The following is a 25,910-nucleotide window of genomic DNA, read 5'->3' as shown; positions in this document are numbered from 1 at the left end:
AGAGTGACCACATACCAAGGAGGAATAAGATTTGGAAAATAAATTTATCCCTGCGACTTCTGTCAACAGCGGCAGAGTTGTGGCCATTCAACCAGATATTCACATGTACACCGTACAAATTGTCAATCTTTTCTTTGTTGGTCATAAAAATGACTGGGTGCTCGTTGATACAGGTATGCCCCGCTCTGCGGATGATATATTGCAGCAAACTGAAAAGCTATTTGGTGAAGGAGCAAAACCGAAAGCCATCGTGTTAACTCATGGACACTTTGACCATGTCGGTGCGCTAGAAGAGCTTGTTCAACGTTGGGATGTTCCAGTGTATGCTCATGAAATGGAACTTCCTTATTTAACCGGGAAACGAAATTATCCAGAGCCTGACGCTTCTGTGGAAGGCGGCCTCGTAGCTAAAATGTCGCCAATGTTTCCAACAGAGGCCGTTGATATTAGCGGAAGAGTACAAGCTTTGCCTGTAGATGGCACTGTTCCGCCTATGCCAGGCTGGCAGTGGATTCACACACCAGGACATTCACCGGGACATATTTCACTATTCCGTCCAGCAGATCGCTTGCTCATCGCTGGTGACGCCTTTGTTACAGTGAAGCAAGATGCATTATACAATGTACTTACTCAGAAAAAAGAATTCCAAGGCCCTCCACGCTATTTAACGACTGACTGGACGGCCGCCAAAGCTTCTGTTATTCGCTTAGCAGAACTGCAGCCAGCTATTGCGGCAACAGGTCATGGGGAAGAAAGCAGCGGGGACGAACTAAGTGAAGGGCTTGCCTATTTAGTGGATCATTTTGATGAAATTGCCGTTCCTGATCATGGACGCTACGTGGATGGCAATAAAGAATAAAATAAGAGAGGCATAGCGCCTCTCTTTATTTTATAGCTATTGAATAATTAATCACCGGCTCCCACACACTAAGCAGAGAAATAAGCGAAAGGAGAAAAATTATGAAAAAGAAAACAGAACAAGGACCAGCCGGTAAAACATTCGAATTCAACCATTACCAAAGCTCCGATGAGACGGAGAAAGGTTTTGCTATCACTCATGAACAAGCGACCGATACGTACACAGAGGGCACAATCGATGGCAATATTGATCGGTTGGACGAAGCCATGAAGGACTTTCCGAAACAATAAAAAAGTTAAACGTTATAGTTAAATTTAAATAAGTGAGACAGTCGATGTTAAAGGGCCCGCCCATTTAAATATATTTAAATGGGCGGGCCCTATTATTTCCTGCTTAACTTATTGCATCTGTTCATTTAATTAAAAGTTATTTATTTTTTCCATTACAGCAAAGTAATTTCCTTCATTGTCTGCAAAGTTAAAGACCTTTCCTGAAGGCATGTTTACAATGTCTCCGACTTTGATACGCTTACTTGACAACTCTTTATGTAAATTTTCGAGATTTTCGGTAAAAAACATTAAAGAAGGAGCAGCAAGATTTAATTCGGGAGACATCTTGGCAACGATTGCTTTATTGTGCAAAATAATGCTTGTTTCTGCGCCCTTTTTTGGAGCAATTTCAATCCATCTCATTCCTTGTCCGTTATTTTCTTCGGAAATGACAGCAAAGTTTAATTTCTCTGTCCAAAAACTCACTGCTTCATCTTGATTATTAACATACAACATAATCTGACCGACTTTACTAATCATGATCTTTCCCCTCCCTATAAGTAGCTAACAGCAACTATTCCCCTACATACTATTCGTTGTTTGATAGCAAAGTCCTTCTTCAACCACCCTGTCCTATTGGTGAAGGTAATAGTCTATAAAATTATTAGTCGGTTTTTCATTTTCTTTTTCTCCCAATAGCGTATATCCTTTTCTCAATCCTGATTACTTAATCGGTCATACAAACAAAGAGGATCATTCATCCTCATAACAGACGAATGATCCTCTAATGATGACCTCATTTAACAGCTTCCCTTTTTATTGTTTTGCTACTACATCTTTATACTGGCTTTCTTCCAGCTTCGCTTTCGCATAAGAGCAAGTAGGGATAATCTTCTTGCTTTGTTCCCGAGCAAGGTGAACAGCTTCCTCAATGAGCTTCCCTCCCACTCCCTGTCCGCGAAGTGAATCTGATACATACGTATGATTGACTTCAATTTGTTCGTCGCCTGCTGGCACGTAAGTGAGTTCGGCTACCACCTCTCCGTCTTTCTCAACAAAAAACCGTCCGTTTTCATGTTTTACGTCCATTGCTCTATCATCTCCTCACTAAGTTATCGGCACTTATAAATCGAATCGATGAACAGCTGATTCGAGCTGCTGAGACAATTCTATTAGCTGCTGGGCTGAGCGATTCATCTTCCTCATTAATTCCCCTTGTTTTTCTGATGCAAACACGGCTTGTTGGGTTTGCTCCACATTGTTTTTTGAGACTTGAGCAACATGCTCCATTGAAGCTAGCACCTCTTCTGTTCCAGCTGACATTTCTTCCGTCACTGCTGACACTTCATGAATATCCTTATTTACTTCTTTAACCGCCTCTTTAATTTTCTCAAGTGATTGTTCGATTTTTAAAACTGCTTCTGTACTTGCCTCTGCCTTTCTTGCACTGATATCTGTATTTTCTACGACCCTGGCAGTTACCTGCTCAAAGTTATTCAGCATGTCAGAAATCCGGCCAGCAGAGGCTTTCGACTCTTCCGCTAACTTCCTTACTTCGTCTGCCACAACAGCAAATCCTTTTCCTGCTTCTCCCGCTCTTGCTGCTTCAATGGCAGCGTTGAGAGCGAGCAAGTTCGTCTGATCCGTGATCGTTGTGATCACTTCTACAATCTTCTCTACTTCTTTAAACATAATGCCTAATTCGACGACTTCTTTATTGGTCGCAAGAATCGATTTAGCAGCTTCTTCAATTTCAGAAACAGCTTGATTCGTTTGGGTATAGCTCTCTTCTGTTAATTCTGTCACACCGCTGCTGGCCTCCGCAATCGATGAAGCGGACTCCGCAATTTTTTGAATGCCTACAGCCATTTCTTCTATTGCTTTAACAGCTTCCCCGTTATTTTGCATTTGCCGCTCACTGCCATGAGCAATCTCTTGGATATTTCTAATGATTCCCTCGCTCGACTCCTGTGCCGAGTGATTATCTTTTGTTAGCTGTTCAGCAGCCGCTGTTAGTGAATCAGATGATGAGCGGATAGATGTAATCATCGTCGTTAACTGTGAAACAGCTGATCGGAAGTTTAAAGTGAATTGTTTAATTTCATCTTTTCGGTTCGTATTGATTGCTTCTACTCTTTGGAGAGATCGTCCGATACGTCCGGCTGCCAGTTCATCCAACCCGTTATTCATGCCTGCCAATGGTTTCAACGTACGATTAATAAACATGTAAACCGTCAGACAGGCAAGCAAGATCACAACTGAAAACAGGCCGATGATCAACGGAAAGCTTTTCTTTAAAATCTCTCCTTCAATATGATCAATTTGCTTAGCAGAAATATCGAGTCCTAACATACTGATGATTTCGCCATTTTCATTTTTAATCGGGATCATAATGGACATATACTTGCCGTACTGTTCATCATGAATAATATCTGTGTAACTATTTTTCCCTTGAAGCACTGGATTTACATCCTTCATGGGCATTGATAACTCTTCCCCTATTTCAGTAGAATACTGATCTCCTTTAGGCATCCCATCAATTAACATTTCTAGCTTGCCATTCTTCACGGTAAAAGTATAAAGATACATGGCACCTATATGCTTCCTTACTTGATCTAATTTGCGGCGGATCTCCCAATAGTCGCCGCTTTCTGAAGGATTCAGCAAAAATTGCTCGTATTGCTCCAAATCTATAAACTTGGCAGCGTTTTCAGCTGATTGAATTCCTTGCGTACCAATCGTCTTCTCAACGGAAGAACTGGTGTTTATGTAGGCGATCGCCATAGTCGCAACAAATATAAAGAGCAACATTACCAGCATCGTTAAAGTTAATCGCTTTGCTATTGTCATCATTCCAGACCTCCCTTTCTTTTTCCCTCATGTTCTGTTATCTCTTCGTCTCTATAAGAGACTGCATGCTGAACCTCAACCCCTTCTATGCCATTCAGCATTAATTATTCACTTTTGCATAAATTTACCATTTCTTTTTTAAAGCTTACAATATGACAGAGTTTGAATAGAAGCGGCGGCATAACCCTTTTTTGGGTCTTATTGGCATTCAACTATGTATAACGGGAATTTTCAGCTTCTGCTGTGTAATAAAAGTTGCAATTTATATGCCAACGTCAGGGACTAATGAATCAATGAATCACCCGCATCTTTTCACCAAAAGGACTTACCGCCCCCTCCTTTAGTTCAATGTACAGAAAGCCACTATAAGGTGAAAAATGATTCAGAGTAAACTTATATGGTACACTTACATTATCTTGTTTTAAAGGAGTGTTCTTCTATGGCTAATACACACACGTTCTCAAAAGGAGAGGAAATTGCTAATTCGATCACCCATGGAATTGGCGCTTTGCTCAGTGTCGCCGCGCTCGTTCTGCTCATTGTTTATTCTTCTTTGTATGGAACGGTCTGGCATGTAGTGAGCTTTACAATTTTTGGTGCAACGATGTTTGTACTGTATGTATCCTCTACGCTCGTGCACAGCTTTCCAGTGGGCAGAGCCAAAAATTTATTCGAAATTTTCGACCACTCTTCTATCTATTTTTTTATTGCAGGAACGTATACACCCTTTTTATTTCTAGCTGTAAAGGGAACGCTTGGCTGGACATTGTTCGGGGTGATCTGGGGACTTGCTGTAGTGGGGACGGTTTTTAAATGTTTCTTTGTAAAAAAATTCTTAAATACTTCTACACTGCTTTACGTATTAATGGGGTGGCTGATCGTGTTTGCATGGGATACACTCGTTCAGAACCTTTCAGCTGGCAGCTTGGCCCTCTTAGTGACTGGAGGAATTTTATATACACTAGGTGCTATTTTTTATGTATGGCGAGGCTTTAAATACCATCATATGATCTGGCATTTGTTCGTTCTTGCTGGTAGTATCACTCACTTCTTCTCTGTATTCTATTTGCTTCCCTCCACTTAAAAAATCGCCTATTATGGCGATTTTTTAAGTTTCTTTTATTTTCTCTTCCAGCCGCTCTTTCATCGTGTCATAGTATTCAAGAAAACCCAGCTCTGTGTACTTTCTTAAATCTTCCCGAGATTGCATAGCATTTAATTGATTAAAGGCAACATAAATTTCCTGGACGAGTGAACTTTCATAAGGATTTTTAGATTTTTCTGCAAAAATAAAGTAATTCCGCTATCTTCGCTTTTATCTATCGGTATTCCTTTGACTCGTTGAACAAACGAGTACATGTCATTATCATATTGTTCTATAGCACCTACAGAGCCTTTCACGCACAAATAAATGGCAATAGGCGCTTCCGCTTTTAAGGATTGGTAGTTAGGCTTCTCGGAAAACGTCCATTTCTTCTCTTGCTTCTTTAGAAAGAATCGCAAATAAATAGTCAGCAGTCACCATACGGACGGCAGTCCACCTCTCCCTTTTCGTTGCCATTCATTTCATAAGAGATATTAGCGGTCCATCCCTTTTCCTTATCTACTCCTCATAATAAATAACAACAAAAAAGGAATTTTTTTGATCCGTTGGATTTTTATATACGTGCTCTTGATGGGCCTGAAAACTCAACGCCTCTCCTTCAGTTAACGTAAATTGTTGTCCTTGTATGTCAATTGTCAGTTCGCCTTGGCTTATTAAAATAAATTCTTCGCTATTTTTAGGATGAACATCTGAAAAGTGGATTCCAGCTGGTTCCATTTCCACACAATAGATTTCAAACTTTTTTTCTGGATGATAAGGAAACAGCGGATAGACTAAATAGTTTCCTTGATCATCAACCAGCGCTTTCAATTGTTCTTTTTTTACTTTCGTAATTTGTGTTGCTTCTTCTTTCATAAAAGCAGAAAAAGAGACGTTTAGCCCGTTCGCTATTTTCCAAAGGGTCGTCACCGTTGGATTTGTTTTGCCTCTTTCTATTTGTCCAAGCATTGCTTTGCTGACACCAGTCAGTTCAGCTGTTTTATCCAGGCTTAACCCTCTACTTTTGCGAATGTCAAATAAGTTTTTTCCAATTAATTGCTGGAGAGAATCCATTCTAGCCCTCCTGTTATAGGTGATTGATCATTATAACATACAAATGTATAATATCATAAACAACATAATAGGGGAGATACAGGATGGAAGCAATAGAAGAAGAAAGATTATCATTTAAAGATGGAGTAAAGGACTGCGTCCCTACACTGTTAGGGTACATCAGCATCGGATTTGCTGCCGGTATGATCGGCGTTGCATCTGGGTTATCCGTTGTGGAAATTGCATTTATGTCAATTTTTGTTTATGCTGGTGCCGCCCAATTTATTATTTGCGGCATGCTAGCGGCTGGCAGCCCAGCATCAGCTATTATATTTACTACGTTCATCGTCAACTTGCGGCACTTTTTGTTAAGCGCTACATTAGCTCCGCATTTTTCTAAATATTCCATGCTAAAAAATGCAGGGATTGCCACACTCGTTACCGATGAATCATTTGGCGTTGCGGCCGGAAGAATTTTTAATCGTCAACCGATAAATGACCGCTGGATGAATGGATTGAATTTAACCGCTTATACGACATGGATTGCTTCATGTGTTGTCGGTGCTCTGCTTGGCAAATGGGTCGCCGATCCAGAAAAATTCGGGCTGGATTTTGCTTTAACTGCCATGTTTATCGCTCTATTGGTTCTGCAGCTTGAAAGCATTAAAGCCTCGAAGCTGAAGCACTATTTGCTGCTTATTTTCTTAATGGTTGCGGCTATGTATATCTTTTCTGCTTTCGTTTCAGTTGATCTAGCGGTTATCTTTTCTACCGTCATCGTAGCAACTATCGGGGTGGTGACATCAAAATGAGTGTAAATGTAACCACTCTTCTTATCTTAGCTGGCTGTTCGATCGTTACGTGGATTCCCCGTGTTGCTCCTTTTCTCATTGTCCGGAATGTACAGCTGCCGGAGGCTGTGATGAAATGGCTCTCTTTCATCCCCGTCTGTATTTTAACGGCTTTGGTTGCGGGGAGTGTGATCGATAACGGGAATGGAACACTGCCAACCATTAACTGGCAGGTTTTGCTTGCCTTAATCCCTACTCTATTGATCGCTCTTTGGAAGAAAAGCCTATTAATTACGGTCATTTTCGGCATTGTCGTTATGGCAGTCTTAAGAAATTTTACATAGCTAGAAAAAGCAGATTCATTGAAGAATAGATCTTCATGAGCCTGCTTTTTTAGTTTATTTATAATGTAAATGTTTTTACTTTTTGATGAGCCCCTTTAATCACTTCATTCGCTTCAATAGTTCGATCTGTAAATTGGTCCAAGTTACTTTGCACCTTCTGGACGATTACATTCACTTCTTCTGCAACCGTCGCCATTTAATCCTGTAAAGCAGAGTGGCCATTCATAATAGATCCTTAAAATAAAAAAGAACAGACCAGGGCAGCGTAGCATTCTCTATCCTGGTCTGCTCTTTTACCTAAGAGGCTCCTTCCATATTTGCAGAACCTTCCTTTTTGGTAAGTTTCATCAGTTGCTTTTTAATTTTCTACGATATTTTCTTGGTTTACTGGATCTGCATGGTTTGCATCCATTTTTCTCATTTTATAAATGGCAATTAGTAAGATAAACCACACAGGAGTGATAAATAAAGCAACACGAGTGTCTTCCGCAAGTGCAAGTACAACAAGGACAAACGCTAAGAAAGCAAGGATCAAGTAATTAGCAAATGGATAAAGCGGCATTTTAAACTTGTTCGCTTTCACTAAGTCTGGTCTTGTTTTGCGGTACTTCAAATGACTAATAATGGTAATTCCCCAAATAAAGATGAAACATACGGTAGAAACACTTGTAATGAGTGTAAATACTCCTTCCGGCATAACATAGTTCAATACAACAGAAACCAAGATGATCACAGTCGAAAAGAACAAGGCATTAGAAGGTACTTTACGAGCATCAAGTTTGGCTAATGATACAGGTGCATTTTTATCTTTTGCCAATGAATATACCATCCGGCTTGTACTAAAGATGGCGCTGTTACATGCTGAAGCCGCGGACGTAAGAACGACAAAATTGACAATACCAGCAGCTGCAGCGATACCAACTGCTACGAATACTTGCACGAATGGGCTTTCCGTTGGGACGATGTCGTTCCAAGGATAAACGCTCATAATGACGATAAGAGCGCCAATATAGAAAATGATAATCCGAATAGGAATATTGTTAATCGCTTTTGGAATAACTCTCTCCGGATCTTCTGTTTCACCCGCTGTAAGGCCTACAAGCTCGATACCAACGAATGCAAAGACTACCATTTGGAATGAAAGGATAAAACCATTTATTCCGTTCGGGAACAGGCCGCCATGGCTCCATAAATTCGTAAAGCTAGCTGCTCCTGAAGGTGTAGAAAAGCCTTTAATAATCATCACAATTCCAACGACAATTAAAGTCAAAATAGCAATAACTTTAATTAAAGCAAACCAAAATTCCATTTCACCAAATAGCTTTACAGTTGCAAGGTTCATAAATAGTAAAATGACAAGCGCAATTAATCCCGGCATCCACTGGGGCACAGAAGGGAACCAATATTGAGTGTAAAGACCAACGGCTGTGAGGTCAGCCATTGCAATAGAAATCCAACAGAACCAATAGGTCCAGCCAGTCATAAATGCTGCCATATTCCCCAAATAGTCTCTTACGAAGTCAACAAAAGAATGGTAATTCAAATTACTTAAAAGTAATTCCCCAAGTGCGCGCATGATTAAAAAGCAAATGGCGCCCGTAATCATATAAGCAAATAAGATCGATGGTCCTGCTAGATGAATAGATTTCCCTGCACCAAGAAATAATCCTGTTCCGATTGCCCCACCAATAGCGATGAGTTGTACGTGCCGGTTTTTCAGGCCTCTAGACAAAGTTTGTTCCTGCATACGTTTTCCCTCTTTCCATTTTATGGGATATGCTATTTTTTATTGATTTAAAATATTTCGACACTAAATTCGATATTTATAAATTGATATCCCAATAAAAGTTTAATATATAATTCGTTAATTCGAAAGAAAAAAGCGCTTACATTTTAAAAATAAATTATATAACAGGACATGTGCGCTCTTCAGTGGTAACTTTTGTCAGTAAACATGTTCCTGTTCCGGTAATGGCGCCAATTTCTATCATCATTGCATTCAAGGCTGCTAACTCTCTTTCAGGGCAGTATTATTTATTCTTGGTTGTTCAATCAATCTGGAAATAGAGTCATCCCCATCCCTTTCTCATAAGGATCGTTACGTGCTTATCCCTCCTCTTTTCTCCTTTCCTATTTCCATCTTACCCCAATAAAAAAGGACAGAGAAAAATAGGAAATAACCCCATTTTTCTCTGTCCTTTGTACCTGAGAGTTTAACTCCTTTGGTGGCCTATGGCTCTCTCCAGAGATGCGTCCTATTGTAGTCCTTTTACCTGAGAGATTAGTACCCAACTTTTGGGTTTTGCTCCTTCGGTGCTAAATTATTTCATTTAGTCTCTCCCACAATATTCATCCGCTATTATGAATCTAATTTACATACTAATCTATAGTAAAGTTAATGTCAATTGAATATTCAGAATTTATTTATAAAAATACTCCACCATTCAACAGTTTTTTACATTCTATGACTTATTTATAATATGTAAAAAATTCTGCTCTATCACCTTCCTTCTACAAGCAACACTATGAGTCTATGAAGATAAAAATTTTTTCGGTTTGATTTGTCTCTATATAATTATAATTAAAAAGCCGCCTTATAGCTGCTATGTAATAAGCAATCTATAAAACGGTCCTTAAAATTAGGCTAATGATATTAAAATACAGGCTGTCTACACGCTCATTCCTATTTTCCCTGCATTTTCTGCAGCTTCTTGTCTCCTGGGAGCCAAAGAGCACTGATGCCGAGAATAGGAAGCAAACTTGAAAGAATCATCACAAATTTTATACTAAAGCTATCTGCCAAAACCCCAAAAACAACCGCACCAATGGCTCCCATGCCAAAAGCCAACCCAACGATTAAGCCGGAAGCCATCCCGATTTTGTTTGGAAGCAGCTCCTGTGCATATACAACGGCTACACTAAAGCTTGACAGCAAGATAAAACCAATTAATAAAAAGAGCGGCAAAACGGCAGCGAGCGGCACGTAAGGAAGAATAACTGCAAGCGGTGCCGCCCCTAACATGGAGAAAACGAGCAGATTCTTACGGCCAAACCGATCAGCAAGCGGACCACCGAAAAACGTTCCCGCCACACCAGCAGCTAAATAGACGAATACGTATAACTGGGCTTGCTTAACAGATAGACCGTAATCTTGAATTAAATAAAACTGATAAAAGTTTGTAATAGCCGCTGCATACCAAGAACGGGCAAAAACAAAAAAGATCAGCAGAACCATTGCCCATTTTACAGAAGAAGATAATTTGCTTTGACTGATCGCACCCTGTCTATTCTTTCTTGCCGATTGAAAGGCTAGCATTCGTTTATACCAGGCAGACACCTTTGTCAATAAGATCGCTCCACCTGCTGTAATGACTGCAAACAGCAATGCGCCTTTTTGGCCAAGCGGCACGAAGATAAAAGCAGTAAAGATCGGGGCCAGGGATTGCCCGCCGTTCCCTCCCATTTGATAAATAGACTGGGCGAGCCCCCGTTTGCTTCCGGCTGCCATAAACGCAACCCGTGAACCTTCCGGGTGAAAGACAGCAGACCCTAAACCAATAAACAAAACAGCGAATAACAAAAAGTAGAAGTTAGGTGACAGCCCAAAAACAATTACCCCTAACATAGATAACAGCATTCCGATCGGCAGCAAATACGGCTGTGGTTTCCGGTCTGCTGCTGCCCCGAAAACCGGCTGCATAACAGAAGATGTCATATTTAGCACGAAGGCAATCCACCCTAGCTGTGCATAAGACAAATCAAGAGAACTCTTAATAATGGGAAACATGGCAGGCACAACGGATTGGATAGAATCATTAATAAAGTGTCCTGCGCTAATAGCAAACAAGATACTATAAGCGGTTGCCTTGGGCATACTTGTTTGCTGTGCTGTATTCGGCATTTGTATCATTCCTATTCAAAAAGTAGTATGTAAAAAACCCCCGCAAAAATTACATAGCGGGGGCGAATCAGCGATTAGTGCGCTGCTTTATTTCTGGTCAGCTTTGCTAGGCAGAGTCCTTCAAAACAAATAGTGAATTCAATAATTTAACTTGAGCTGGCAATAAGAAAATCATCATGCATTCTCCTTCCGATTCGTCATTTTTTTAAAACAGGTTTCTCGCATTTTCTTGTTGTTTCATTTTCATTTGTTCATACATTTGTTCAACACGCTCGTCATGAAAATAATCTTCCACACTTTTTTTGCGTCTTTTAATGGTGATAATGACAAATATTAAATTGATCGTCATCTGGTCTCACCTCCCTTCAAAAAGCATCGTTATGCTCCTGCCTCTTGGAAGTTAATGTGAAAGCTGACCAGTTCATGAACGCGCGGCTGATAAACACATTAAATCTACGTTGTTAATTATATCCATAATAAAAGTTAAAAAACAAGATTTTTTTGAAATTTATGAAAGAACCTTGATTTTTTGGCACCTCTTTCCTCTCATAAAGAGTGAAAGAAACCTGAAATCACCCCTCTCTAAGAAGCTTTCTTGTACACCTTGGTTTTTAGATAGATGATGGGCCATCACCCATTCCGCTAAAAAACAAGCTCCTTTTCCAGGTCATAAACATAGCATGCAATTGATAGTAGTTTTTAAGAAAGAAGGTGGGAAAATGAACACAGATCAGCGATTCAGACCTTTCTATGGTGGGTTTAGAAGACCATTTTACGGAGGATTTGGCAGGCCGTTTTATGGTGGATACAGGCGACCATTTTATGGCGGGTTTGGGGGATTTGGAGGTCCATTTTTGGGAGGCTTAGCAGGTGGATTATTAGGCAGCGCACTGTTTAATCCGTATGGCTATGGAGGATATGGCGGATTTGGTGGATACGGCGGATACGGTCCATATGGTGGATATGGCGGATATGGCGGATACGGTCCATATGGTGGATATTAGTTTTTTTCTGCATAAAAAGTGAAAAATGCATAAAAGACGCTAGCAGTATATAAAAGCTGGGGTTTAAAAAACGAAAGAGTGGGTGGCAGATATGAATCAAGATCAAGATATGTGGCAAGACCAAAGTGCAAGACAAGATGAACACATAGAACAAGAGTATAACATGTGGCAAGATCCATATGCGGTTCCTGATATGAGAGATTGCATGCCTCATTGCAATGAGCCTATGCCTATGCCTATGACAATGCCTATGATGTATCCTGAATACACTCAAATGATGCCAATGGGTGGAATGGAAAGTTACCCTCATCACCATCACCACCATCATCATCATTACCATCATTACATGGAATATCCGCATGTTACTCAACAGCAGGCTGTCCTTATTACACAGCCGCCGATGATGCCTTATCCTATGCACCATAAGCCACATCATCATAAAAAGCACCATAAGAAACATCATAAAAATTAATTATGGATATACGTTTCATTTAGACACCAGAACGAAGAGAGGGCAACAATCTGCCCTCTCTTTCGCTTTGATTTAACCGCAGAGGCTTATATCTAGCTTTTTTTGAAATAAATGGGTATACAACCCGTACATAACTGTTCGATTGCCATACACTATTAGTGTCATACACTATAACAAAAGGAGGTCGCTGAAATGTTTAATAGACGTTGGGGTGGCTACGGAGCATGCCCTCCGCATCTTTGTCCGCCGCAAGCATTTCCTGCTCAGTATGATCCGCCGTTGGTATCACCAACACAACAATTTGTCAAAACTAATGTAATCAATACGGTCGTGCCACACATTCATCCTTCTCATACTACAACCGTTAACAAGCACATGATTAACCATGAACATTATTTTCCGCATACTGAATCTGTTGTAAATGAGTGCTGTGAGCAGCATATGATGTGTGGAATGCCAGTTAACCCTTGTTGTCCCCCAGGACCTTTTGGATTTTAAAACATTTGGATAATTTGAGAATTTCTCTCTGAAATATAATGGCTCTTGCCAGGAATGCGCGCCTGGCAGTCCTTTCTTCACATGAAAATAAGGAAACGATGATGTTTCAAAGAAAATCCCGATTTATTGGGCTTTTCCCCTGGTACATTTATCTAACCCTTCTTGGAAACTTTTCATATGATATATTGTTCCTTTGATTAGGAGGTGAAAATAATATGGGCTATGGATGCTATGGAGGATACGGATATGGTAGTACGTTTGCTTTGATTGTCGTATTGTTCATTCTCTTAATTATCATCGGTGCTTGCTTTGTTGGCGGCTATGGCGGTTATGGCTGCTAGTGGCCGTCCACTTCTTGTCCGTCTCTCTCATTAACTAGGCACCTCAATATATCTTGACAATGAAAATCTACAATTCTTTTCCTATTCATAAAAACAAGTATTTGCTACGCAGCTATACACATAACATAAATAGGAAATGAAAAATATGCTGGGGAGCTTTCCAAAGAAGTTCCCCCTTTTCTTTACTTATATATCCGTGATTTACAATACATAAGCAGCAAGCGTTTTTTGTACATCAAATATGCTGTCATCTTTTCTAAACTGCTTAGCGATTGGATTTTCTGTACCGGCTATCCAAATGAGCAGCTCTGCTTCCAAATCAAAGGTGCCAGCCGTCTGTACGCTGAAATGAGTAATGCTGCGATAAGGGATAGAATGATATTCGATTCTCTTTCCTGTCACACCCTGTTTGTCAATGATAATTAAGCGTCTATTGCTAAACACAATCAAGTCTCTTAAAATTTGAAAAGCCTTTTCAATTTGTTCACCATCAAAAAGAATTTTCTCAAGTGTTTTTTCAACTTTCTCAATATCCGCTTCTGTCGCATTCCCGATTAACCCATCAAATAATCCCATGGTATCCCTCTTTTCTCTCTGCTGCTCTTGATTGTTAATAAACGTCCTCCAATGCTTTCCTTAACAACCCCATGCTGCGGTCAAGATCGGTTTTTACTTGTTTTTTATAGAGCTTCGCTTTTTCATAGTCAGCAAATTGATAAATCACGACTTCTTTATATTTTGCACCTTCCTGCAATTTCTTTTGTCTTTTTAAAATACCGTCATCAATCAGTTCATGAAGAGATCTGTAAATCTCTGAATGGTTTGGTTCATAGCCGAACTGCTTAAACGTCATTTTCAATTCGTCCATTGCCTGCATTCCATATAGCTTATTTTCTTCTACAAATCGAATCATAAAAAGCTTTAAAAAGGCTCTTTGCTTAATTAGGAACTTCCCTTCACCTCTTGGCAATCTCTTCACTCCTTTGCCTTCTCATTTACTTTTATTACTGAATTGCCTTTATTTTAGCAGACTTATGCTTTAAGAACCAATAATTATTCATTTTTTGAATTTTGCACACAATGAAATAACAAAAAATCGAATTACAGGCTCTAAAAAATAACCTTTAATTCGATAAATAAGGCTTCGTCTGTTGAATCAATTTTTGAATATCTGCTGCGTTTTGTTCATACATTTTTTTCGTTTTTTTGCAGTCTGTCGCTAAAGCAAAAGCCTCCATATCCGCCGCAAACTTTTTTAAATTTGCCAATAGTAAAGGACGTTCCTGTGGAAAAGGCGGCTGGAGCTGATCATTAAATAGATCAAGGTACAGTTCCCCATAGGAGTTGACCTGCCCTAAAAACACATTTTCTATCGTGACTCCTGCTGCTTCTAATTCTCCATTTAACCATTCTTTTGTTTTCCCACTCTTAGAAAGAGAGTCTACCAACAAACGACCGTCCATGATAATCGTGTAAGGCTCTTTCTCGTTTATCGGCAGCATTTGCAAGTCGCTTCTAGTTAATGGGCGTTTATCTTTTTTCAAAAGAGCATTTAAGCTGCCGTCTTGTTCTAAAACGGCATACTCCACATCAGCAAGGGAAAAAATACCTTTTTTTCGCAATAGCGCAAGCAGTTCATCCGTCGTATACTTCTCTTTCTTTAAATTGTCCTCAAGAATTTTCCCATCTTTAATAAATACCGTGCTTTGTCCTTCTATTGTCCTCCGAGCCGACTTGCTCTTCATCGCAATGTAGTCAGCTAACCAAGGGATAAATCCCCAGACTGCAATGGCTATCAGAGCATCCGCGATGGAACGCTCCCTCGCTAAAGAAGCTTCAGCGACAATACTGCCGATCGTAATGCCGGCGATATATTCAAAAAAAGATAATTGAGCAATTTGCCGTTTGCCGATGACTTTCGTAATGATAAATAAAATAGTCAAAAAGGACACAGACCGAATCGTTACTTCTAGCCACTGAGTCACTTGATCACCTCTGACTAAGACCCTCTATATTGTGGTTCTTCATTTTCCAGCTCGAAAATCCTATTGTTCATTCGTTCGATAATTTCCTGCATCGTCAGCATACTTTCGTGAAATAGCCGCTTCGCTTCCGGGTCGCTTGATAGTAAAGCAAGCCTAGAGAAAACAGCCTCTGCCTGCTTTAATCCAGCTGTACATGTTTTGACATCCGATGCAACGGTCATAGCTCTCTCCCTTTACTGATTGGATTCAATCGCCACAGCATGAGCGATACAAGGAATAGATTCCTGCTGCTGAAAGGAAAGCGGGGACAATAAGGCTCCGGTCGCCACTAGCAAGATTCTTTTCAATTCTCCTTTTTTAAGACGGTTTAATAAATGGCCGTATCCTACAACAGCTGAACAGCCGGCGCCGCTCGCCCCTGCAAAAACTGGCTGGCTGTCTTTATAAATCATCAAACCGCAGTCTTGAAACTGACTATCGCTTATTCCGATACCCCTTTTCTTTAAAAGCTCGAGTGCAATATTTCGGCCAATCGACCCGAGATCACCTGTGACAATTAAATCATAATAGGAAGGATCAAGATTTAAGGAAATTAAATGGTCAATAATCGTATCAACCGCAGCTGGCGCCATCGCTCCCCCCATATTAAACGGATCCGTCAGCCCCATATCAATCACTCTTCCAATCGTCGCAGATAAAATATAGGGGCCTTCGCCTTGCTGAGCTACAATCGCTGCCCCGGCACCTGTGACCGTCCATTGAGCCGTTGGCGGTTTTTGTCCTCCATATTCAGTCGGATATCGGAATTGCTTTTCAACAGCAGCATTGTGGCTGGAGGCGCCGGTTAAAACGAAATTCGCCTTCTTACTGTCAATTAAAAGCGAACTAAGCGCTAGCCCTTCCATTGAAGTGGAACAAGCACCAAACAACCCGAGATACGGTACTGCAAGCGTTCGGGCGGTAAAGCTTGTCGGAGTAATTTGATTAATTAAATCCCCAGCGAAGAAATATTCAATGTCCTGTTTTTTTAACCTTGCCTTTTCAACAGCTCGCATAGTGGCTTCTTCCATCAGCTTTCTATGGGCTTTTTCATAGGTTTCTTGTCCTATCCACAGATCATCATGCAAAACATCGAAATCATCAGCTAGCTGTCCGTTGCTTTCAAATGGGCCTCCGACTACTCCAGTAGAGATAATAACCGGTTTGTTTTCAAAAACCCATGTTCGTTGTTTTTCCACACTTTCACCTCCAGTATCTCTATTCTATTTGTGAACTTTGCACAATTTGTTATTTATTAAATATTTTTGTATTGCGGTTCTTCGTTTTCTACTTCCGTTACACGCGGCTGAAGCGCATCAACGACCGCCTGTGTTTGTTGAGCTGCTGTTTGAAACAACTGTTTAGCCTGTTGGTTCTGAGTCGCTAAAGCAAATCCTTCTAAGCTTGCCTGTGCGCTTTTTAACCCTGCCATTGTTTTTTTCAAATCGCTGATAACTGTCATGTTATATTCCTCCCTGTTAATAAAGTCTCTTATTATCATGGTTGTTTTCAAAAAAAATATTTTAACAATTTTTTCAAGAAAAAAAGCATGCTGATCGGCATGCTTTTTAATAAGTCGTTAAATGCAAGAGTTTTTGGATGGTGTAAATCACTCTTTTGATTCCTGCTGTTTTTTCATAATGCTCTTCATAGTTCGTCGTATATTCTGCTCCTTCGTTCTGCCATAATCGTTCAAAATAACGCTCTGTTTCTTTTATGGCCTTAGCTGAACGAGGCCCCGTTATTTTTACATCTGTTTCTAAATTGAAATTATTTAAATTTCTTGATGTGTAGTTAGCCGAACCGCTAATAATTGTACCGCTGTTCTTTTTCTTTATATAGATCATTTTCGTATGGAATTGTTCAGGTTCTGGAGCAAACCAGCGGATATGGATCTTTCCGTGCGAATCCTCCCTTAACTCTTCGCTCATCGGAATATTCGGCAATCCTGTTTTCTTCTTGCCGAATGAGTTTTTGTTTGTATCTAAAATCATGTTCACCTTCACTCCTCTGTTCGCCGCGTCCGTCAAGGCATCCACTATATCACGATCAGCTAAGTAAAACATCGCCAGCCAGATTTCTTCCCCTTTTTTAGCCTTTGTTATTTCCTGCTTTACTGCTTTAGCAATTTTGCCTTCTGTTAATAATTGAACCTTTATTTCGCCTTTTCCTGTCTTCTGATGAACTGGCTGTGGGAAAGGAATGTTCCGACGCGTATCAGCAGCCGCTTTTTCCGAGACGAGCAAATCGTTCATTAATGCGCCCTTCACTTCGTAAGCCGTATTGGCAAAATAAGCGCTCTCATCATGAGGATTACTTGACGTAACGAGTGTTGTTTTCTCTGTGGCAATCGTTTTTCGGTGATTCGCTTTTATATTGAACAGCTTTAAATAAGAACGCACTGTCATATCTGGAGCCGTTTCTGCAAGCCCATTTGGCAGCCACCCTGTTCCTTTATCTCCAAACCACTGAAAGAACATGCGCCAGACCGCACTATAAATCGGCGTGGAATCACGCAGCGTCTTAGTGTCCGTTACAATTACTTTGATGCCATTCTTCTTCATTTCTTCGAATTCCGGGGTCTTGTGAGAATTATAGGACGTATTGACCTCATCAGAAATAAGAATGATGTCCATATGCGGATTAGCCTGTTTCTTCTTTATAAGAGCTTCTGTGATCTTTTCCGTTATGTTAGGGAACTCTTTATTTTTTTCATGATAGGAATTAAAGAGGAAAAAATCCAACACGATAAATTGATCTGCTTCATCAATAATCTCTTGTGTTCTTTTAAATATTTGTTCAGTAAAAACTTTCTCCTCGCCTACTTTCCCAGACACGTTATAGTAAAAGTCTACCTGATCTGCTCCGACTTGATAAACTGGACTTTCATATGATATATGTTCTGGAAGCGGCTTGTACACATGAAACAGCATAGTAATAAGATAAACACTTAAAAGAATGATGATAAGAAGCCGCTTCTTCGTTATTTTTTTGTCCATGACTTTCCTCCCTCTCTTGCCTAGAGGTCTATTCCCGCTTTCTGGAGAAAGGAAACTGGCAAGCAAGCCCAGCTCTATCAGCTAAGCCGTCATCTGCTGTTGCGGGAAAATTTAAATTAATCTGTCAGTCCGTATGCTACAATAATAACTAAAGATAGATTCATACTACAGGGGGGAGTTCATCTTGGGGTTTCATTTTGCAAAACGGATGGAAAAATTCGGACCATCCATTTTTAGTGAGTTAAAAGCGTTCAAATCAAAGCAAGAAGCAGAAGGAAAAGAGCTCATCGACTTAAGTTTAGGCAGTCCGGATCTTCCTCCGGCTGAGGTCATCCGCCAACAGCTCTCTGCTTATGCGGCAGAGCCTTCCCAATACGGGTACACTTTGTCAGGCACAAAAGCTTTTTATGAAGCGGCAGCCCGCTATTATGATCGTGTATATGGTGTCTCGTTAGATCCACAGTTAGAACTTGTTCATGCTATGGGCTCTCAGGAAGGTCTTGTTCATTTACCGCTCGTGTTCGCTGATCCCGGCGATATTGTCCTTGTCACAGACCCTGGATATACCGCTTATGAAACCGGCCTAGCGGTAGCAGGAGCAGAACCTTTTTATATGCCGTTACTGAAAGAAAATCGGTTTCTTCCTGACTTAACAGCGATTCCAGACGAAATTGCCAGCAAAGCGAAGCTCATGGTTTTAAATTATCCCGGTAATCCAGTTGCTGGTGAAGCAGATGAAGCGTTTTTTAAAGAGGCCATTGCTTTTGCGAAGCAGCATGAGATTGTTATACTTCACGATGCGGCTTACTCGGAATTTTATTTTGATGATAAGAAGCCACTCAGCTTTTTGGCCGTTCCTGGGGCAAAAGAGGTTGGCATCGAAATTAATTCACTTTCTAAAAGCTTTAGTCTTGCCGGTGCTCGTATTGCTTATATCGCTGGAAACAAGGAGATCATCGCCGCTATTACCCAATTAAAGTCTAACCTTGATTATGGGGTGTTCGCGCCGATTCAAGCGGCGGCTATTGCAGCATTTGATCATGCGGAAGAGATCGGCCAGCATGTTCGAAACGTGTTCCAGCAGCGCCGAGACGTGCTAGTCAATGAATTGAGCCAGATCGGCTGGAATGTGGATCGCCCATCAGGCGGCATGTTTATTTGGGCTGAAATTCCGGTGGGCTGGACTTCTAAAGAGTTTGCTTTTTATTGCATTGAAAAAGCTGGGGTTGTGATGGTGCCTGGAGCAGCGTTCGGCGCTTCCGGAGAAGGATACGTACGCATCGCACTCGTTCAGTCCGAAGAAGAATTGCTGAAAGCGGCAAGAAGATTACAAACTGTGTTTTCAACCATTTCCTAATCAATAGCCCTATAGCTGCCATCTTAGCTATAGGGCTATTTTCAAATCATTTTATGTTTCTCTTTTAGTGAATCAGGTGCCATGTTAACGATCTGCTGCAAAACAAACGTAAAAATGGCCAGATCATCTATCAAGCCGAAGACAGCAATGAAATCGGGGATCAAGTCAAGCGGCAATAAAAAATAACCGATGATTAGCCCGATGGAAAGAACCTTGCTAAAGGTCGCTACTTCCCGGCTTAAAAAGAAATCTTTTAAGAATGGGATCGACCGTCTAAACGTAAAAACGAACTTTATCCGTTTCCAAATTTTCTTCATCTCTTTCCTCCTTTTCTATGACTGTCTATTTATACGTTTTTTCTTTTCATTAGTTTCATTTTTTGTCGAAAAATAAATCATTTCCCCGATAATTATTTATATTTTAGAAGAAGTTTTTTCTTTTCACGAAAGGATTTTAATTTAGCGTCCTTTTCTACTATAATAGGGAATATGTTTTCATGAAGCTAGAACCGGATAGAGATTATATCGGGAAAATTGAGAGGTAGATGTTATGAAAGATCCTGGGAAAATAAAAGCACTAAAGTTATCCACTTTTCAATTAATCGTCATGCTGTATTTAACCGGTGCATTGTTTTCCACCGGCTTATTGCTGCTGCCTATCGCTCATAAGCCCGGAATCGATATTTCTGTTATAGACGCTGCATTCGTTGCGGTCAGCGCGCTAAGTGTGACAGGATTATCCCCTGTTTCTATTGTCGATACATTCAATACAGTCGGCTATTTTTTTATTTTGTGTATTTTACAGGTGGGCGGCGTAGGCATCATGACATTGAGTTCGATCATCTGGATTTTATTTGGAAAGCGGATTGGGATGCGTGAACGCCAACTGATCATGGCCGATCAGAACCGAACAGATTTAGCGGGGCTTGTTAGGCTGATGATTGAAATATTTTTATTAATTCTTGGAATCGAGGCGGTCGGTGCCCTTATTTTGAGCACGTACTTTCTTCAATATTATCCAACCGTCCAAGAAGCTTTTTTACATGGCGTGTTTGCTTCCATAAGCGCCACAACAAACGGTGGATTTGATATTACCGGAAACTCATTAATCGTTTTTGCTAATGATTACTTTGTCCAATTTATTAACATGATCTTGATTGTGCTTGGGGCAATCGGTTTTCCTGTGTTAGTGGAAATTAAAGATTATTTAACTTACAGAGGACCGGTTAGATTTCAGTTTTCCTTATTTACAAAATTGACAACGACTGTGTATGCCATCTTGGCCGTAGTCGGGACAGTGCTTATCTATTTACTTGATCGCCACCACTTTTTCGTAAATAAGACATGGCACGAGTCTTTCTTCTACTCTGCCTTTCAGTCTATCGCCGCCCGCAGTGCCGGGTTAACGTCTGTCGATTTAAATGAGTTTTCAACTGCTACCTTGCTGCTTATCTCCACCCTGATGTTTATCGGGGCTTCGCCGAGCAGTGTGGGAGGCGGGTTAAGGACAACGACTTTTGCGATTGCCATTTTAAGTGTTTATTTTTATGCGCGTGGAAAGAATACGATTAAAATTTTCAACAGAGAGGTTCACCCCGTTGACGTGCAGCGCGCCTTCGTGGTCATCACAACAGGTTTCTTCATTTGGGGTGGTTCAATTATTTTCCTTTCATTTTTAGAACCGGCATTACCCACGGTGAAAATCATCTTTGAAGTCTCGTCCGCTTTCGGAACGACCGGTTCATCGCTTGGCATTACAAGTGATTTAAGCACCTCCGCCAAGATATTGCTCATGACGTTAATGTTCATCGGAAGAATTGGAGTCTTCTCCTTGCTCTTTATTGTTCGCGGAAAAGAAATTAAGGACAGTTATAACTTTCCGAAGGAACGTATTCTAATTGGATAATTCTTCACCGAAGAGACGCCGGGTTAAAAACGGCGTCTCTTTACTTTAATAGTGGAAAAAACCATGGAAGGATAACCGATGTAAGAATAGCCGCAAACCCCATAGCCGCGCCAGATACAGCCCCTTGCAGACTCCCTTCATTTACGATTTGAGCTGTTCCGATCCCATGAGCTGTCGTACCCATCGACAATCCGCGTGAAAAAGGATCTGTCACTTTCATTGCCGTTAACAGCCAAGGCCCAAACATCGCTCCAAACATCCCCGCTACCATTACAAAGATAGCCGAGAGCGCTGGATCTCCGCCGATTATACGAGCTACTTCAATCGCTACAGGTGTTGTAACGGACTTCACGGCGGCAGAAGCAGCTGTCGTTGTCGTTAAATGAAACGCCTTCGTCAGCCAGACAGCGGAAGCGATAGTGGCCAGAGTTCCTGCTATCATCCCCAAGAAAGCGGGCACAGCCTTTTGCCATAATACATACCGGTTACGATAAAGCGGAACAGCAAGTGCTACTGTGGCAGGTCCAAGCAAATATGTCATCATCTCTTTTGCGGGTGTATATTCTTCATAAGAGATCCCACTGCCGACTAAGACAAAAATAATGGCGGCGGTGCTTAAAAATACAGGCGTTGTAAGCGGTGATGGAAAACGGACGGCAAGGACGCGGGCAAGCATGTAAATTCCGAGAGTTAAGACAATACTAAATAGAGTGACGACGCTCACCGGCATCCTCTCCTTTTTCTCTCTGAATTTGTCTAGCTGATAAAAATTGAGACACTCCTCCTGTGAGCGCCATCCCGATGATAGAGCTGCCAAATAAGATAACAGCAAGAGCTAAGCCGCTTTCTTTTAAAAGAGAGGTATACGTCATGAGCCCGACAGCAATCGGCACGAAGAAAAAAGAGAGATGCTTATTCAAAAATAAAGCCCCTTTTTCCACCCAATTTATTTTTACAATGTTAAAAGATAATAATAAAAATAAAATGATCATCCCTAATACATTGCCAGGTACCGGCAGATGAAAAGATTCTGAGAGGAGCTGGCCCAGTTGGTAAATCAGCCACAAAAAACCTAATTGCGCAATAAACAGACAACCGTTTCTCATAGATTCATCCTTTCCCCCGCTATATCGTTATCGTTTATTTATATATAATAGTAACATTAAATGAAACGACGGTTCTACGCTGGATGGAAAAGTAAAACAACTTTCTTCTGGCAGGAAATTCGGTTATGTAGAAGCACTCTCAGAAATGCCTAATCAAAATGAATAGATAACAGGAGTAAAAAATCACATGCGTTGGACAAAAACAAAAGCGTTACTCGAACATCTATTATGCGAAAAGCTTAAAAAGCGCTTAAACATCTATACAACGAGTTATCATGCTGTTCTTGGAGAACAAAGGCGGATTTGGGTCACTTTCAATCAAAAAGAAGTATTCCAAACTTCGTCGGCCCAGTTTTTAATGGAGCACGATAAGCTTTGGAAAGAAATAAGACAAAAAAACAAACAAACCGTTTCCCGACTGCTTGTATGAATGTTTTCCGGCATTTGCCGGAAACGTGCATGACATGGATTATTCCATATTTATTTTAGAGCAACGAAATATTTTTAACGTTGAACATGTGTACGATGCATTCGTTCAGTATCCTCATTTTTCAATTGAAGAAGCGATCCGTTCTGATAATGTCGTGATCCAAGCTTTAGCGATGATTGACAAAAGGCTAGGTAAAAGAAGGTTAACACACTTGAAATTTGATCCGGACACTCATCCATTGGTGACAACGTTCTATCGAATCAGATATGAAGCAGAAGGCCTATCCCTTTCTCATTCTTTATTAAATTAAATAAAAAGCTAGATGCACGGCGAAAAACGCTTGGATGGACTTTCCAAACGTTTTTCACAGTATACTAGATTCTTATAGCCGGTTGGATTACGATCATTATACGTTACTGCCTGGTCCTGAATAGCTTAGCTATACGAGCAGAGGTGTTTCATCTTATATAACTGGCTGTTCCTCTTGGGCAGACGCAAACTCTACTTCAAAGCCCATTTCTTCAATCATTTTATGATCAGCTGTTGTTTCTTGTCCAGCAGTCGTTAAGTAATCTCCGACAAAAATAGAGTTCGCAGGATAAAGCCCCAGTGGCTGGAGTGATCCTAAATTTACTTCCCGGCCGCCTGATATCCGGATTTCCTTTGCCGGATTAATAAAACGAAACAGACACAACACTTTTAAACAGTAACGAGGATTTAACTCATCTGTTCCTTCAAGCGGCGTACCATCAATCGCATGCAAAAAGTTCACCGGAATCGAGTCCGCATCAAGCACACGAAGGCTGCGTGCCATGGATACAACATCCTCTTTTTGCTCTTTCATGCCAATAATGACGCCTGAACAAGGAGAAATACCAGATTCCTTTACTGTGTTCACCGTTTGTACCCTGTCATCGTATGTATGAGTTGTTGTAATTTGTTCATGGTGGCCAGCTGATGTATTAAGGTTGTGATTATAGCGATCCACCCCTGCTTCTTTCAGCTTAGCGGCTTGTTCTGGTTTTAATAGTCCTAAGCAAGCACATACTTTTAACTGATATTTCTCTTTAATTTCCTTTACCGCTTCGGTTACACGCTCTACCTCTTTATTACTTGGACCGCGTCCGCTTGCGACGATGCAATAGGTGCCGGCTTGTAATTCATACGCACGTTTGGCCCCTTCTAAGATAGATTCTTTGTCCATCATTTTGTACTTTTCAATCGGCGCCGTTGAACGAATAGATTGGGAACAATAACCGCAGTTTTCCGGACACAATCCCGATTTCGTATTAATGATCATATTTAATTTTACTTTATTGCCATAATAATGGCTTCTCACTTTATAAGCAGCCTGTAATAGATCGAGAAGCTCCTCATCCGGGCTATTCAAGACGGCCAGCGCCTGTTCATCCGTTAACTCTTTCCCCTCCAACACTTGCTCTGCTAATTGATGCCACTTTGTCATTGCTCTCTCCCCCTCTTTTATCTTCATCCTCTTTAAGGATAAAAGATAAGCGCTTTTTAAGTCAACTATTTATGATAAAAAGTTTACATAAAATCAATTCCCTGCGATTAAAAATAATAGCCTTCTCCCTATATACATCATTTGAACTGATAGGCAATTTAAGGTATACTCATTTTAGTTTTTATATAGAAACAGTTTCATTGCCACTGAATGGCTTATAGGGGGAACTATCCATTGAAAAAAACATCCATATTGTTATCTTCGTTGCTTGGCGCCAGCCTTTTTCTAAGCGGATGCCAGGCCGCCCAAGAGGAAGGACACTTCTTTCATGATTATCTCGTCCGGCCTTTTGTTGAATTGATTCACTCGCTGGGTGAGCTTCTCGGAAGCTATGGTTTTGCTATTATTGTTATTACGCTTGCTGTCCGCTTGATCTTAATGCCATTAATGCTGAACACAATGAAGAAACAGCAAGCTATGAAAGAGAAGATGGAGGTTGTCAAACCGGAAATGGATAAAATCCAAAAACGGTTAAAAGCAGCCAAAAATCCAGAAGAGCAGCGGAAAATCCAACAGGAAATGATGGCTCTTTATCAACAGCATAATATTAATCCGTTCGCTATGGGCTGTCTGCCGATCTTCTTGCAAATGCCAATCTGGATGGGCTTATATTATGCGATCCGAACATCAGACGATATTCGTCATGCCGGCTTTCTCTGGTTCAAACTCGGCCACCCAGATATCGGAATGGCAATCATCGCCGGCATTATGTACTTTATCCAATTCCGGGTATCACTCATGAACATGCCGGAACAGCAGCAACAACAAATGAAAATTGTCGGCATGCTTTCACCAGTGATGATTCTTGTATTTTCCTTTTCCGCACCGGCAGCCCTTCCACTGTACTGGGGAGTGAGCGGCCTGTTCCTAATCGGACAAACGTGGTTAAGTAAAAAGCTCTATCCTTCCAAAACACCTAGTGAAGGAAAATAAAAACGAAACAGACCTTTCCTCGGTCTGTTTCGTTTTTTTACTTTTTAATTGACTTTTCAGCTCTTTTTTTAATAGTAAGGGTACAGCTAAAACCATGATATTTTTGATAAAATTTATAGAATCCTGAAACTTTTTGACGGATCATGCGTATTACAGGGAAAATCA

Annotated in this window: 33 protein-coding genes and 2 riboswitches; of the genes, 14 read left to right on the top strand and 19 right to left on the bottom strand. The window is 40.7% G+C overall.

Annotated features, from left to right (window positions below; translation table 11 throughout):
* Positions 1 to 31 precede the first annotated feature (31 nt).
* Both A8F95_RS18580 and A8F95_RS18575 read left to right on the top strand, forming a co-directional pair.
* Positions 32 to 859 carry an MBL fold metallo-hydrolase gene (locus A8F95_RS18580; protein ID WP_065411905.1) on the top strand — a complete coding sequence of 276 codons (828 nt, stop codon included), beginning with the start codon at positions 32 to 34 and terminating at the stop codon, positions 857 to 859.
* A gap of 101 nt (positions 860 to 960) precedes the next feature.
* Complete coding sequence (locus tag A8F95_RS18575; protein ID WP_065411904.1) at positions 961 to 1,149, top strand: YozQ family protein; 189 nt, start codon at positions 961 to 963, stop codon at positions 1,147 to 1,149.
* Between the two features lie 129 nt (positions 1,150 to 1,278).
* Here A8F95_RS18575 and A8F95_RS18570 read toward each other — a convergent pair whose 3' ends face one another.
* From A8F95_RS18570 to A8F95_RS18560, 3 genes are all read right to left on the bottom strand, one after another.
* Entirely contained in the window at positions 1,279 to 1,668 is a 390-nt protein-coding gene (locus A8F95_RS18570; RefSeq protein ID WP_065411903.1) for a VOC family protein, read from the bottom strand.
* Between the two features lie 276 nt (positions 1,669 to 1,944).
* On the bottom strand, positions 1,945 to 2,217 hold the full coding sequence (locus tag A8F95_RS18565; protein WP_065411902.1) for a GNAT family N-acetyltransferase: 273 nt from the start codon (positions 2,215 to 2,217) through the stop codon (positions 1,945 to 1,947).
* Positions 2,218 to 2,250: 33 nt separating this feature from the next.
* Positions 2,251 to 3,981 (bottom strand): methyl-accepting chemotaxis protein, encoded by a 1,731-nt coding sequence (locus tag A8F95_RS18560; RefSeq protein ID WP_065411901.1) that lies wholly within the window; start codon positions 3,979 to 3,981, stop codon positions 2,251 to 2,253.
* A 436-nt stretch (positions 3,982 to 4,417) separates the two neighbouring features.
* Here A8F95_RS18560 and trhA point away from each other — a divergent pair, with 436 nt between their 5' ends.
* Entirely contained in the window at positions 4,418 to 5,062 is a 645-nt protein-coding gene (gene trhA / locus A8F95_RS18555) for a PAQR family membrane homeostasis protein TrhA (RefSeq protein WP_065411900.1), read from the top strand.
* A gap of 519 nt (positions 5,063 to 5,581) precedes the next feature.
* On the opposite strand, the gene A8F95_RS18545 is transcribed toward trhA, so the two are convergent.
* Positions 5,582 to 6,136 carry a helix-turn-helix domain-containing protein gene (locus A8F95_RS18545; protein ID WP_065411898.1) on the bottom strand — a complete coding sequence of 185 codons (555 nt, stop codon included), beginning with the start codon at positions 6,134 to 6,136 and terminating at the stop codon, positions 5,582 to 5,584.
* A gap of 83 nt (positions 6,137 to 6,219) precedes the next feature.
* On the opposite strand from A8F95_RS18545, the gene A8F95_RS18540 reads away from it, so the two are divergent.
* The gene (locus A8F95_RS18540; RefSeq protein ID WP_065411897.1) at positions 6,220 to 6,927 is read left to right on the top strand and encodes an AzlC family ABC transporter permease; all 708 of its coding nucleotides are present in this window, start codon (positions 6,220 to 6,222) and stop codon (positions 6,925 to 6,927) included.
* Positions 6,924 to 7,250: an AzlD domain-containing protein gene (locus tag A8F95_RS18535; protein WP_065411896.1), complete on the top strand. Its 327-nt coding sequence runs from the start codon at positions 6,924 to 6,926 to the stop codon at positions 7,248 to 7,250. Before A8F95_RS18540 ends, A8F95_RS18535 begins: the two co-directional genes overlap by 4 nt.
* A gap of 58 nt (positions 7,251 to 7,308) precedes the next feature.
* On the opposite strand, the gene A8F95_RS22685 is transcribed toward A8F95_RS18535, so the two are convergent.
* The 4 genes from A8F95_RS22685 to A8F95_RS21805 all read right to left on the bottom strand — a co-directional run bounded on the left by A8F95_RS22685 (position 7,309) and on the right by A8F95_RS21805 (position 11,500).
* Positions 7,309 to 7,446 carry a hypothetical protein gene (locus A8F95_RS22685; RefSeq protein WP_176713753.1) on the bottom strand — a complete coding sequence of 46 codons (138 nt, stop codon included), beginning with the start codon at positions 7,444 to 7,446 and terminating at the stop codon, positions 7,309 to 7,311.
* A gap of 162 nt (positions 7,447 to 7,608) precedes the next feature.
* Positions 7,609 to 8,997 carry an amino acid permease gene (locus tag A8F95_RS18530; RefSeq protein ID WP_065411895.1) on the bottom strand — a complete coding sequence of 463 codons (1,389 nt, stop codon included), beginning with the start codon at positions 8,995 to 8,997 and terminating at the stop codon, positions 7,609 to 7,611.
* Positions 8,998 to 9,439: 442 nt separating this feature from the next.
* A riboswitch (glycine riboswitch) is annotated at positions 9,440 to 9,499 on the bottom strand.
* Positions 9,500 to 9,501: 2 nt separating this feature from the next.
* A riboswitch (glycine riboswitch) is annotated at positions 9,502 to 9,603 on the bottom strand.
* Positions 9,604 to 9,933: 330 nt separating this feature from the next.
* On the bottom strand, positions 9,934 to 11,151 hold the full coding sequence (locus A8F95_RS18525) for an MFS transporter (RefSeq protein ID WP_065411894.1): 1,218 nt from the start codon (positions 11,149 to 11,151) through the stop codon (positions 9,934 to 9,936).
* A 205-nt stretch (positions 11,152 to 11,356) separates the two neighbouring features.
* Positions 11,357 to 11,500, bottom strand: coding sequence for a YrzI family small protein (locus A8F95_RS21805; RefSeq protein WP_077247440.1), 144 nt, complete (start codon positions 11,498 to 11,500; stop codon positions 11,357 to 11,359).
* 370 nt (positions 11,501 to 11,870) lie between these two features.
* On the opposite strand from A8F95_RS21805, the gene A8F95_RS23425 reads away from it, so the two are divergent.
* The 4 genes from A8F95_RS23425 (at position 11,871) to A8F95_RS21800 (ending at position 13,466) form a co-directional block, all read left to right on the top strand.
* Positions 11,871 to 12,155, top strand: coding sequence for a hypothetical protein (locus tag A8F95_RS23425; protein ID WP_065411893.1), 285 nt, complete (start codon positions 11,871 to 11,873; stop codon positions 12,153 to 12,155).
* A 91-nt stretch (positions 12,156 to 12,246) separates the two neighbouring features.
* Entirely contained in the window at positions 12,247 to 12,627 is a 381-nt protein-coding gene (locus A8F95_RS18515; RefSeq protein ID WP_065411892.1) for a hypothetical protein, read from the top strand.
* A 192-nt stretch (positions 12,628 to 12,819) separates the two neighbouring features.
* Positions 12,820 to 13,125, top strand: a complete 306-nt coding sequence (locus A8F95_RS18510; RefSeq protein WP_077247439.1) for a CotD family spore coat protein — start codon at positions 12,820 to 12,822, stop codon at positions 13,123 to 13,125.
* A gap of 215 nt (positions 13,126 to 13,340) precedes the next feature.
* Positions 13,341 to 13,466 carry a YjcZ family sporulation protein gene (locus A8F95_RS21800; RefSeq protein WP_077247438.1) on the top strand — a complete coding sequence of 42 codons (126 nt, stop codon included), beginning with the start codon at positions 13,341 to 13,343 and terminating at the stop codon, positions 13,464 to 13,466.
* Between the two features lie 201 nt (positions 13,467 to 13,667).
* On the opposite strand, the gene A8F95_RS18505 is transcribed toward A8F95_RS21800, so the two are convergent.
* The 7 genes from A8F95_RS18505 to A8F95_RS18475 form a co-directional block, all read right to left on the bottom strand.
* Positions 13,668 to 14,042 (bottom strand): PH domain-containing protein, encoded by a 375-nt coding sequence (locus A8F95_RS18505; protein ID WP_065411891.1) that lies wholly within the window; start codon positions 14,040 to 14,042, stop codon positions 13,668 to 13,670.
* A 34-nt stretch (positions 14,043 to 14,076) separates the two neighbouring features.
* Positions 14,077 to 14,436 (bottom strand): replication termination protein, encoded by a 360-nt coding sequence (locus tag A8F95_RS18500; protein ID WP_049662002.1) that lies wholly within the window; start codon positions 14,434 to 14,436, stop codon positions 14,077 to 14,079.
* A 154-nt stretch (positions 14,437 to 14,590) separates the two neighbouring features.
* Positions 14,591 to 15,451 (bottom strand): DUF421 domain-containing protein, encoded by an 861-nt coding sequence (locus A8F95_RS18495; RefSeq protein ID WP_065411889.1) that lies wholly within the window; start codon positions 15,449 to 15,451, stop codon positions 14,591 to 14,593.
* A 14-nt stretch (positions 15,452 to 15,465) separates the two neighbouring features.
* Positions 15,466 to 15,672 carry a DUF1657 domain-containing protein gene (locus tag A8F95_RS18490; protein ID WP_049662001.1) on the bottom strand — a complete coding sequence of 69 codons (207 nt, stop codon included), beginning with the start codon at positions 15,670 to 15,672 and terminating at the stop codon, positions 15,466 to 15,468.
* 12 nt (positions 15,673 to 15,684) lie between these two features.
* On the bottom strand, positions 15,685 to 16,689 hold the full coding sequence (gene spoVAD, locus A8F95_RS18485; protein WP_049662000.1) for a stage V sporulation protein AD: 1,005 nt from the start codon (positions 16,687 to 16,689) through the stop codon (positions 15,685 to 15,687).
* Between the two features lie 56 nt (positions 16,690 to 16,745).
* Complete coding sequence (locus A8F95_RS18480; protein WP_049661999.1) at positions 16,746 to 16,952, bottom strand: DUF1657 domain-containing protein; 207 nt, start codon at positions 16,950 to 16,952, stop codon at positions 16,746 to 16,748.
* Positions 16,953 to 17,058: 106 nt separating this feature from the next.
* The gene (locus A8F95_RS18475; RefSeq protein ID WP_065411888.1) at positions 17,059 to 18,489 is read right to left on the bottom strand and encodes a phospholipase D family protein; all 1,431 of its coding nucleotides are present in this window, start codon (positions 18,487 to 18,489) and stop codon (positions 17,059 to 17,061) included.
* Positions 18,490 to 18,673: 184 nt separating this feature from the next.
* Between A8F95_RS18475 and A8F95_RS18470 the strand changes: the two genes are divergently transcribed.
* The gene (locus tag A8F95_RS18470; RefSeq protein ID WP_065411887.1) at positions 18,674 to 19,846 is read left to right on the top strand and encodes an LL-diaminopimelate aminotransferase; all 1,173 of its coding nucleotides are present in this window, start codon (positions 18,674 to 18,676) and stop codon (positions 19,844 to 19,846) included.
* A 41-nt stretch (positions 19,847 to 19,887) separates the two neighbouring features.
* Here the strand turns inward: A8F95_RS18470 and A8F95_RS18465 are convergent, their stop codons facing one another.
* Entirely contained in the window at positions 19,888 to 20,163 is a 276-nt protein-coding gene (locus A8F95_RS18465) for a YkvA family protein (protein WP_065411886.1), read from the bottom strand.
* A 232-nt stretch (positions 20,164 to 20,395) separates the two neighbouring features.
* On the opposite strand from A8F95_RS18465, the gene A8F95_RS18460 reads away from it, so the two are divergent.
* Positions 20,396 to 21,751 (top strand): TrkH family potassium uptake protein, encoded by a 1,356-nt coding sequence (locus A8F95_RS18460; protein ID WP_065411885.1) that lies wholly within the window; start codon positions 20,396 to 20,398, stop codon positions 21,749 to 21,751.
* Between the two features lie 40 nt (positions 21,752 to 21,791).
* Here A8F95_RS18460 and A8F95_RS18455 read toward each other — a convergent pair whose 3' ends face one another.
* Both A8F95_RS18455 and A8F95_RS18450 read right to left on the bottom strand, forming a co-directional pair.
* Entirely contained in the window at positions 21,792 to 22,475 is a 684-nt protein-coding gene (locus tag A8F95_RS18455; RefSeq protein WP_425415023.1) for an LrgB family protein, read from the bottom strand.
* Positions 22,453 to 22,857, bottom strand: a complete 405-nt coding sequence (locus A8F95_RS18450; protein ID WP_065411883.1) for a CidA/LrgA family protein — start codon at positions 22,855 to 22,857, stop codon at positions 22,453 to 22,455. Before A8F95_RS18450 ends, A8F95_RS18455 begins: the two co-directional genes overlap by 23 nt.
* Before the next feature lie 187 nt (positions 22,858 to 23,044).
* Between A8F95_RS18450 and A8F95_RS23110 the strand changes: the two genes are divergently transcribed.
* Together A8F95_RS23110 and A8F95_RS23105 are read left to right on the top strand one after the other, a co-directional pair.
* Positions 23,045 to 23,287 carry a hypothetical protein gene (locus A8F95_RS23110; protein WP_245671440.1) on the top strand — a complete coding sequence of 81 codons (243 nt, stop codon included), beginning with the start codon at positions 23,045 to 23,047 and terminating at the stop codon, positions 23,285 to 23,287.
* Positions 23,280 to 23,597 carry an SF0329 family protein gene (locus A8F95_RS23105; protein ID WP_245671439.1) on the top strand — a complete coding sequence of 106 codons (318 nt, stop codon included), beginning with the start codon at positions 23,280 to 23,282 and terminating at the stop codon, positions 23,595 to 23,597. The genes A8F95_RS23110 and A8F95_RS23105 overlap by 8 nt, the downstream gene beginning before the upstream one ends.
* A 153-nt stretch (positions 23,598 to 23,750) precedes the next feature.
* Here the strand turns inward: A8F95_RS23105 and bioB are convergent, their stop codons facing one another.
* Complete coding sequence (bioB, locus tag A8F95_RS18440) at positions 23,751 to 24,752, bottom strand: biotin synthase BioB (RefSeq protein ID WP_065411882.1); 1,002 nt, start codon at positions 24,750 to 24,752, stop codon at positions 23,751 to 23,753.
* A 234-nt stretch (positions 24,753 to 24,986) separates the two neighbouring features.
* Here bioB and yidC point away from each other — a divergent pair, with 234 nt between their 5' ends.
* Positions 24,987 to 25,745 (top strand): membrane protein insertase YidC, encoded by a 759-nt coding sequence (yidC, locus tag A8F95_RS18435; RefSeq protein WP_049661990.1) that lies wholly within the window; start codon positions 24,987 to 24,989, stop codon positions 25,743 to 25,745.
* The last annotated feature ends 165 nt before the right edge of the window (positions 25,746 to 25,910 follow it).

Origin of the sequence: Pseudobacillus wudalianchiensis (assembly GCF_001685015.1) — a bacterium.
In the GTDB taxonomy this organism is placed as follows: Bacteria; Bacillota; Bacilli; order Bacillales; family Domibacillaceae; genus Pseudobacillus; species Pseudobacillus wudalianchiensis.
Note: the sequence above shows the minus strand (reverse complement) of the source record. Positions and strands in the feature narration are given on the sequence as shown.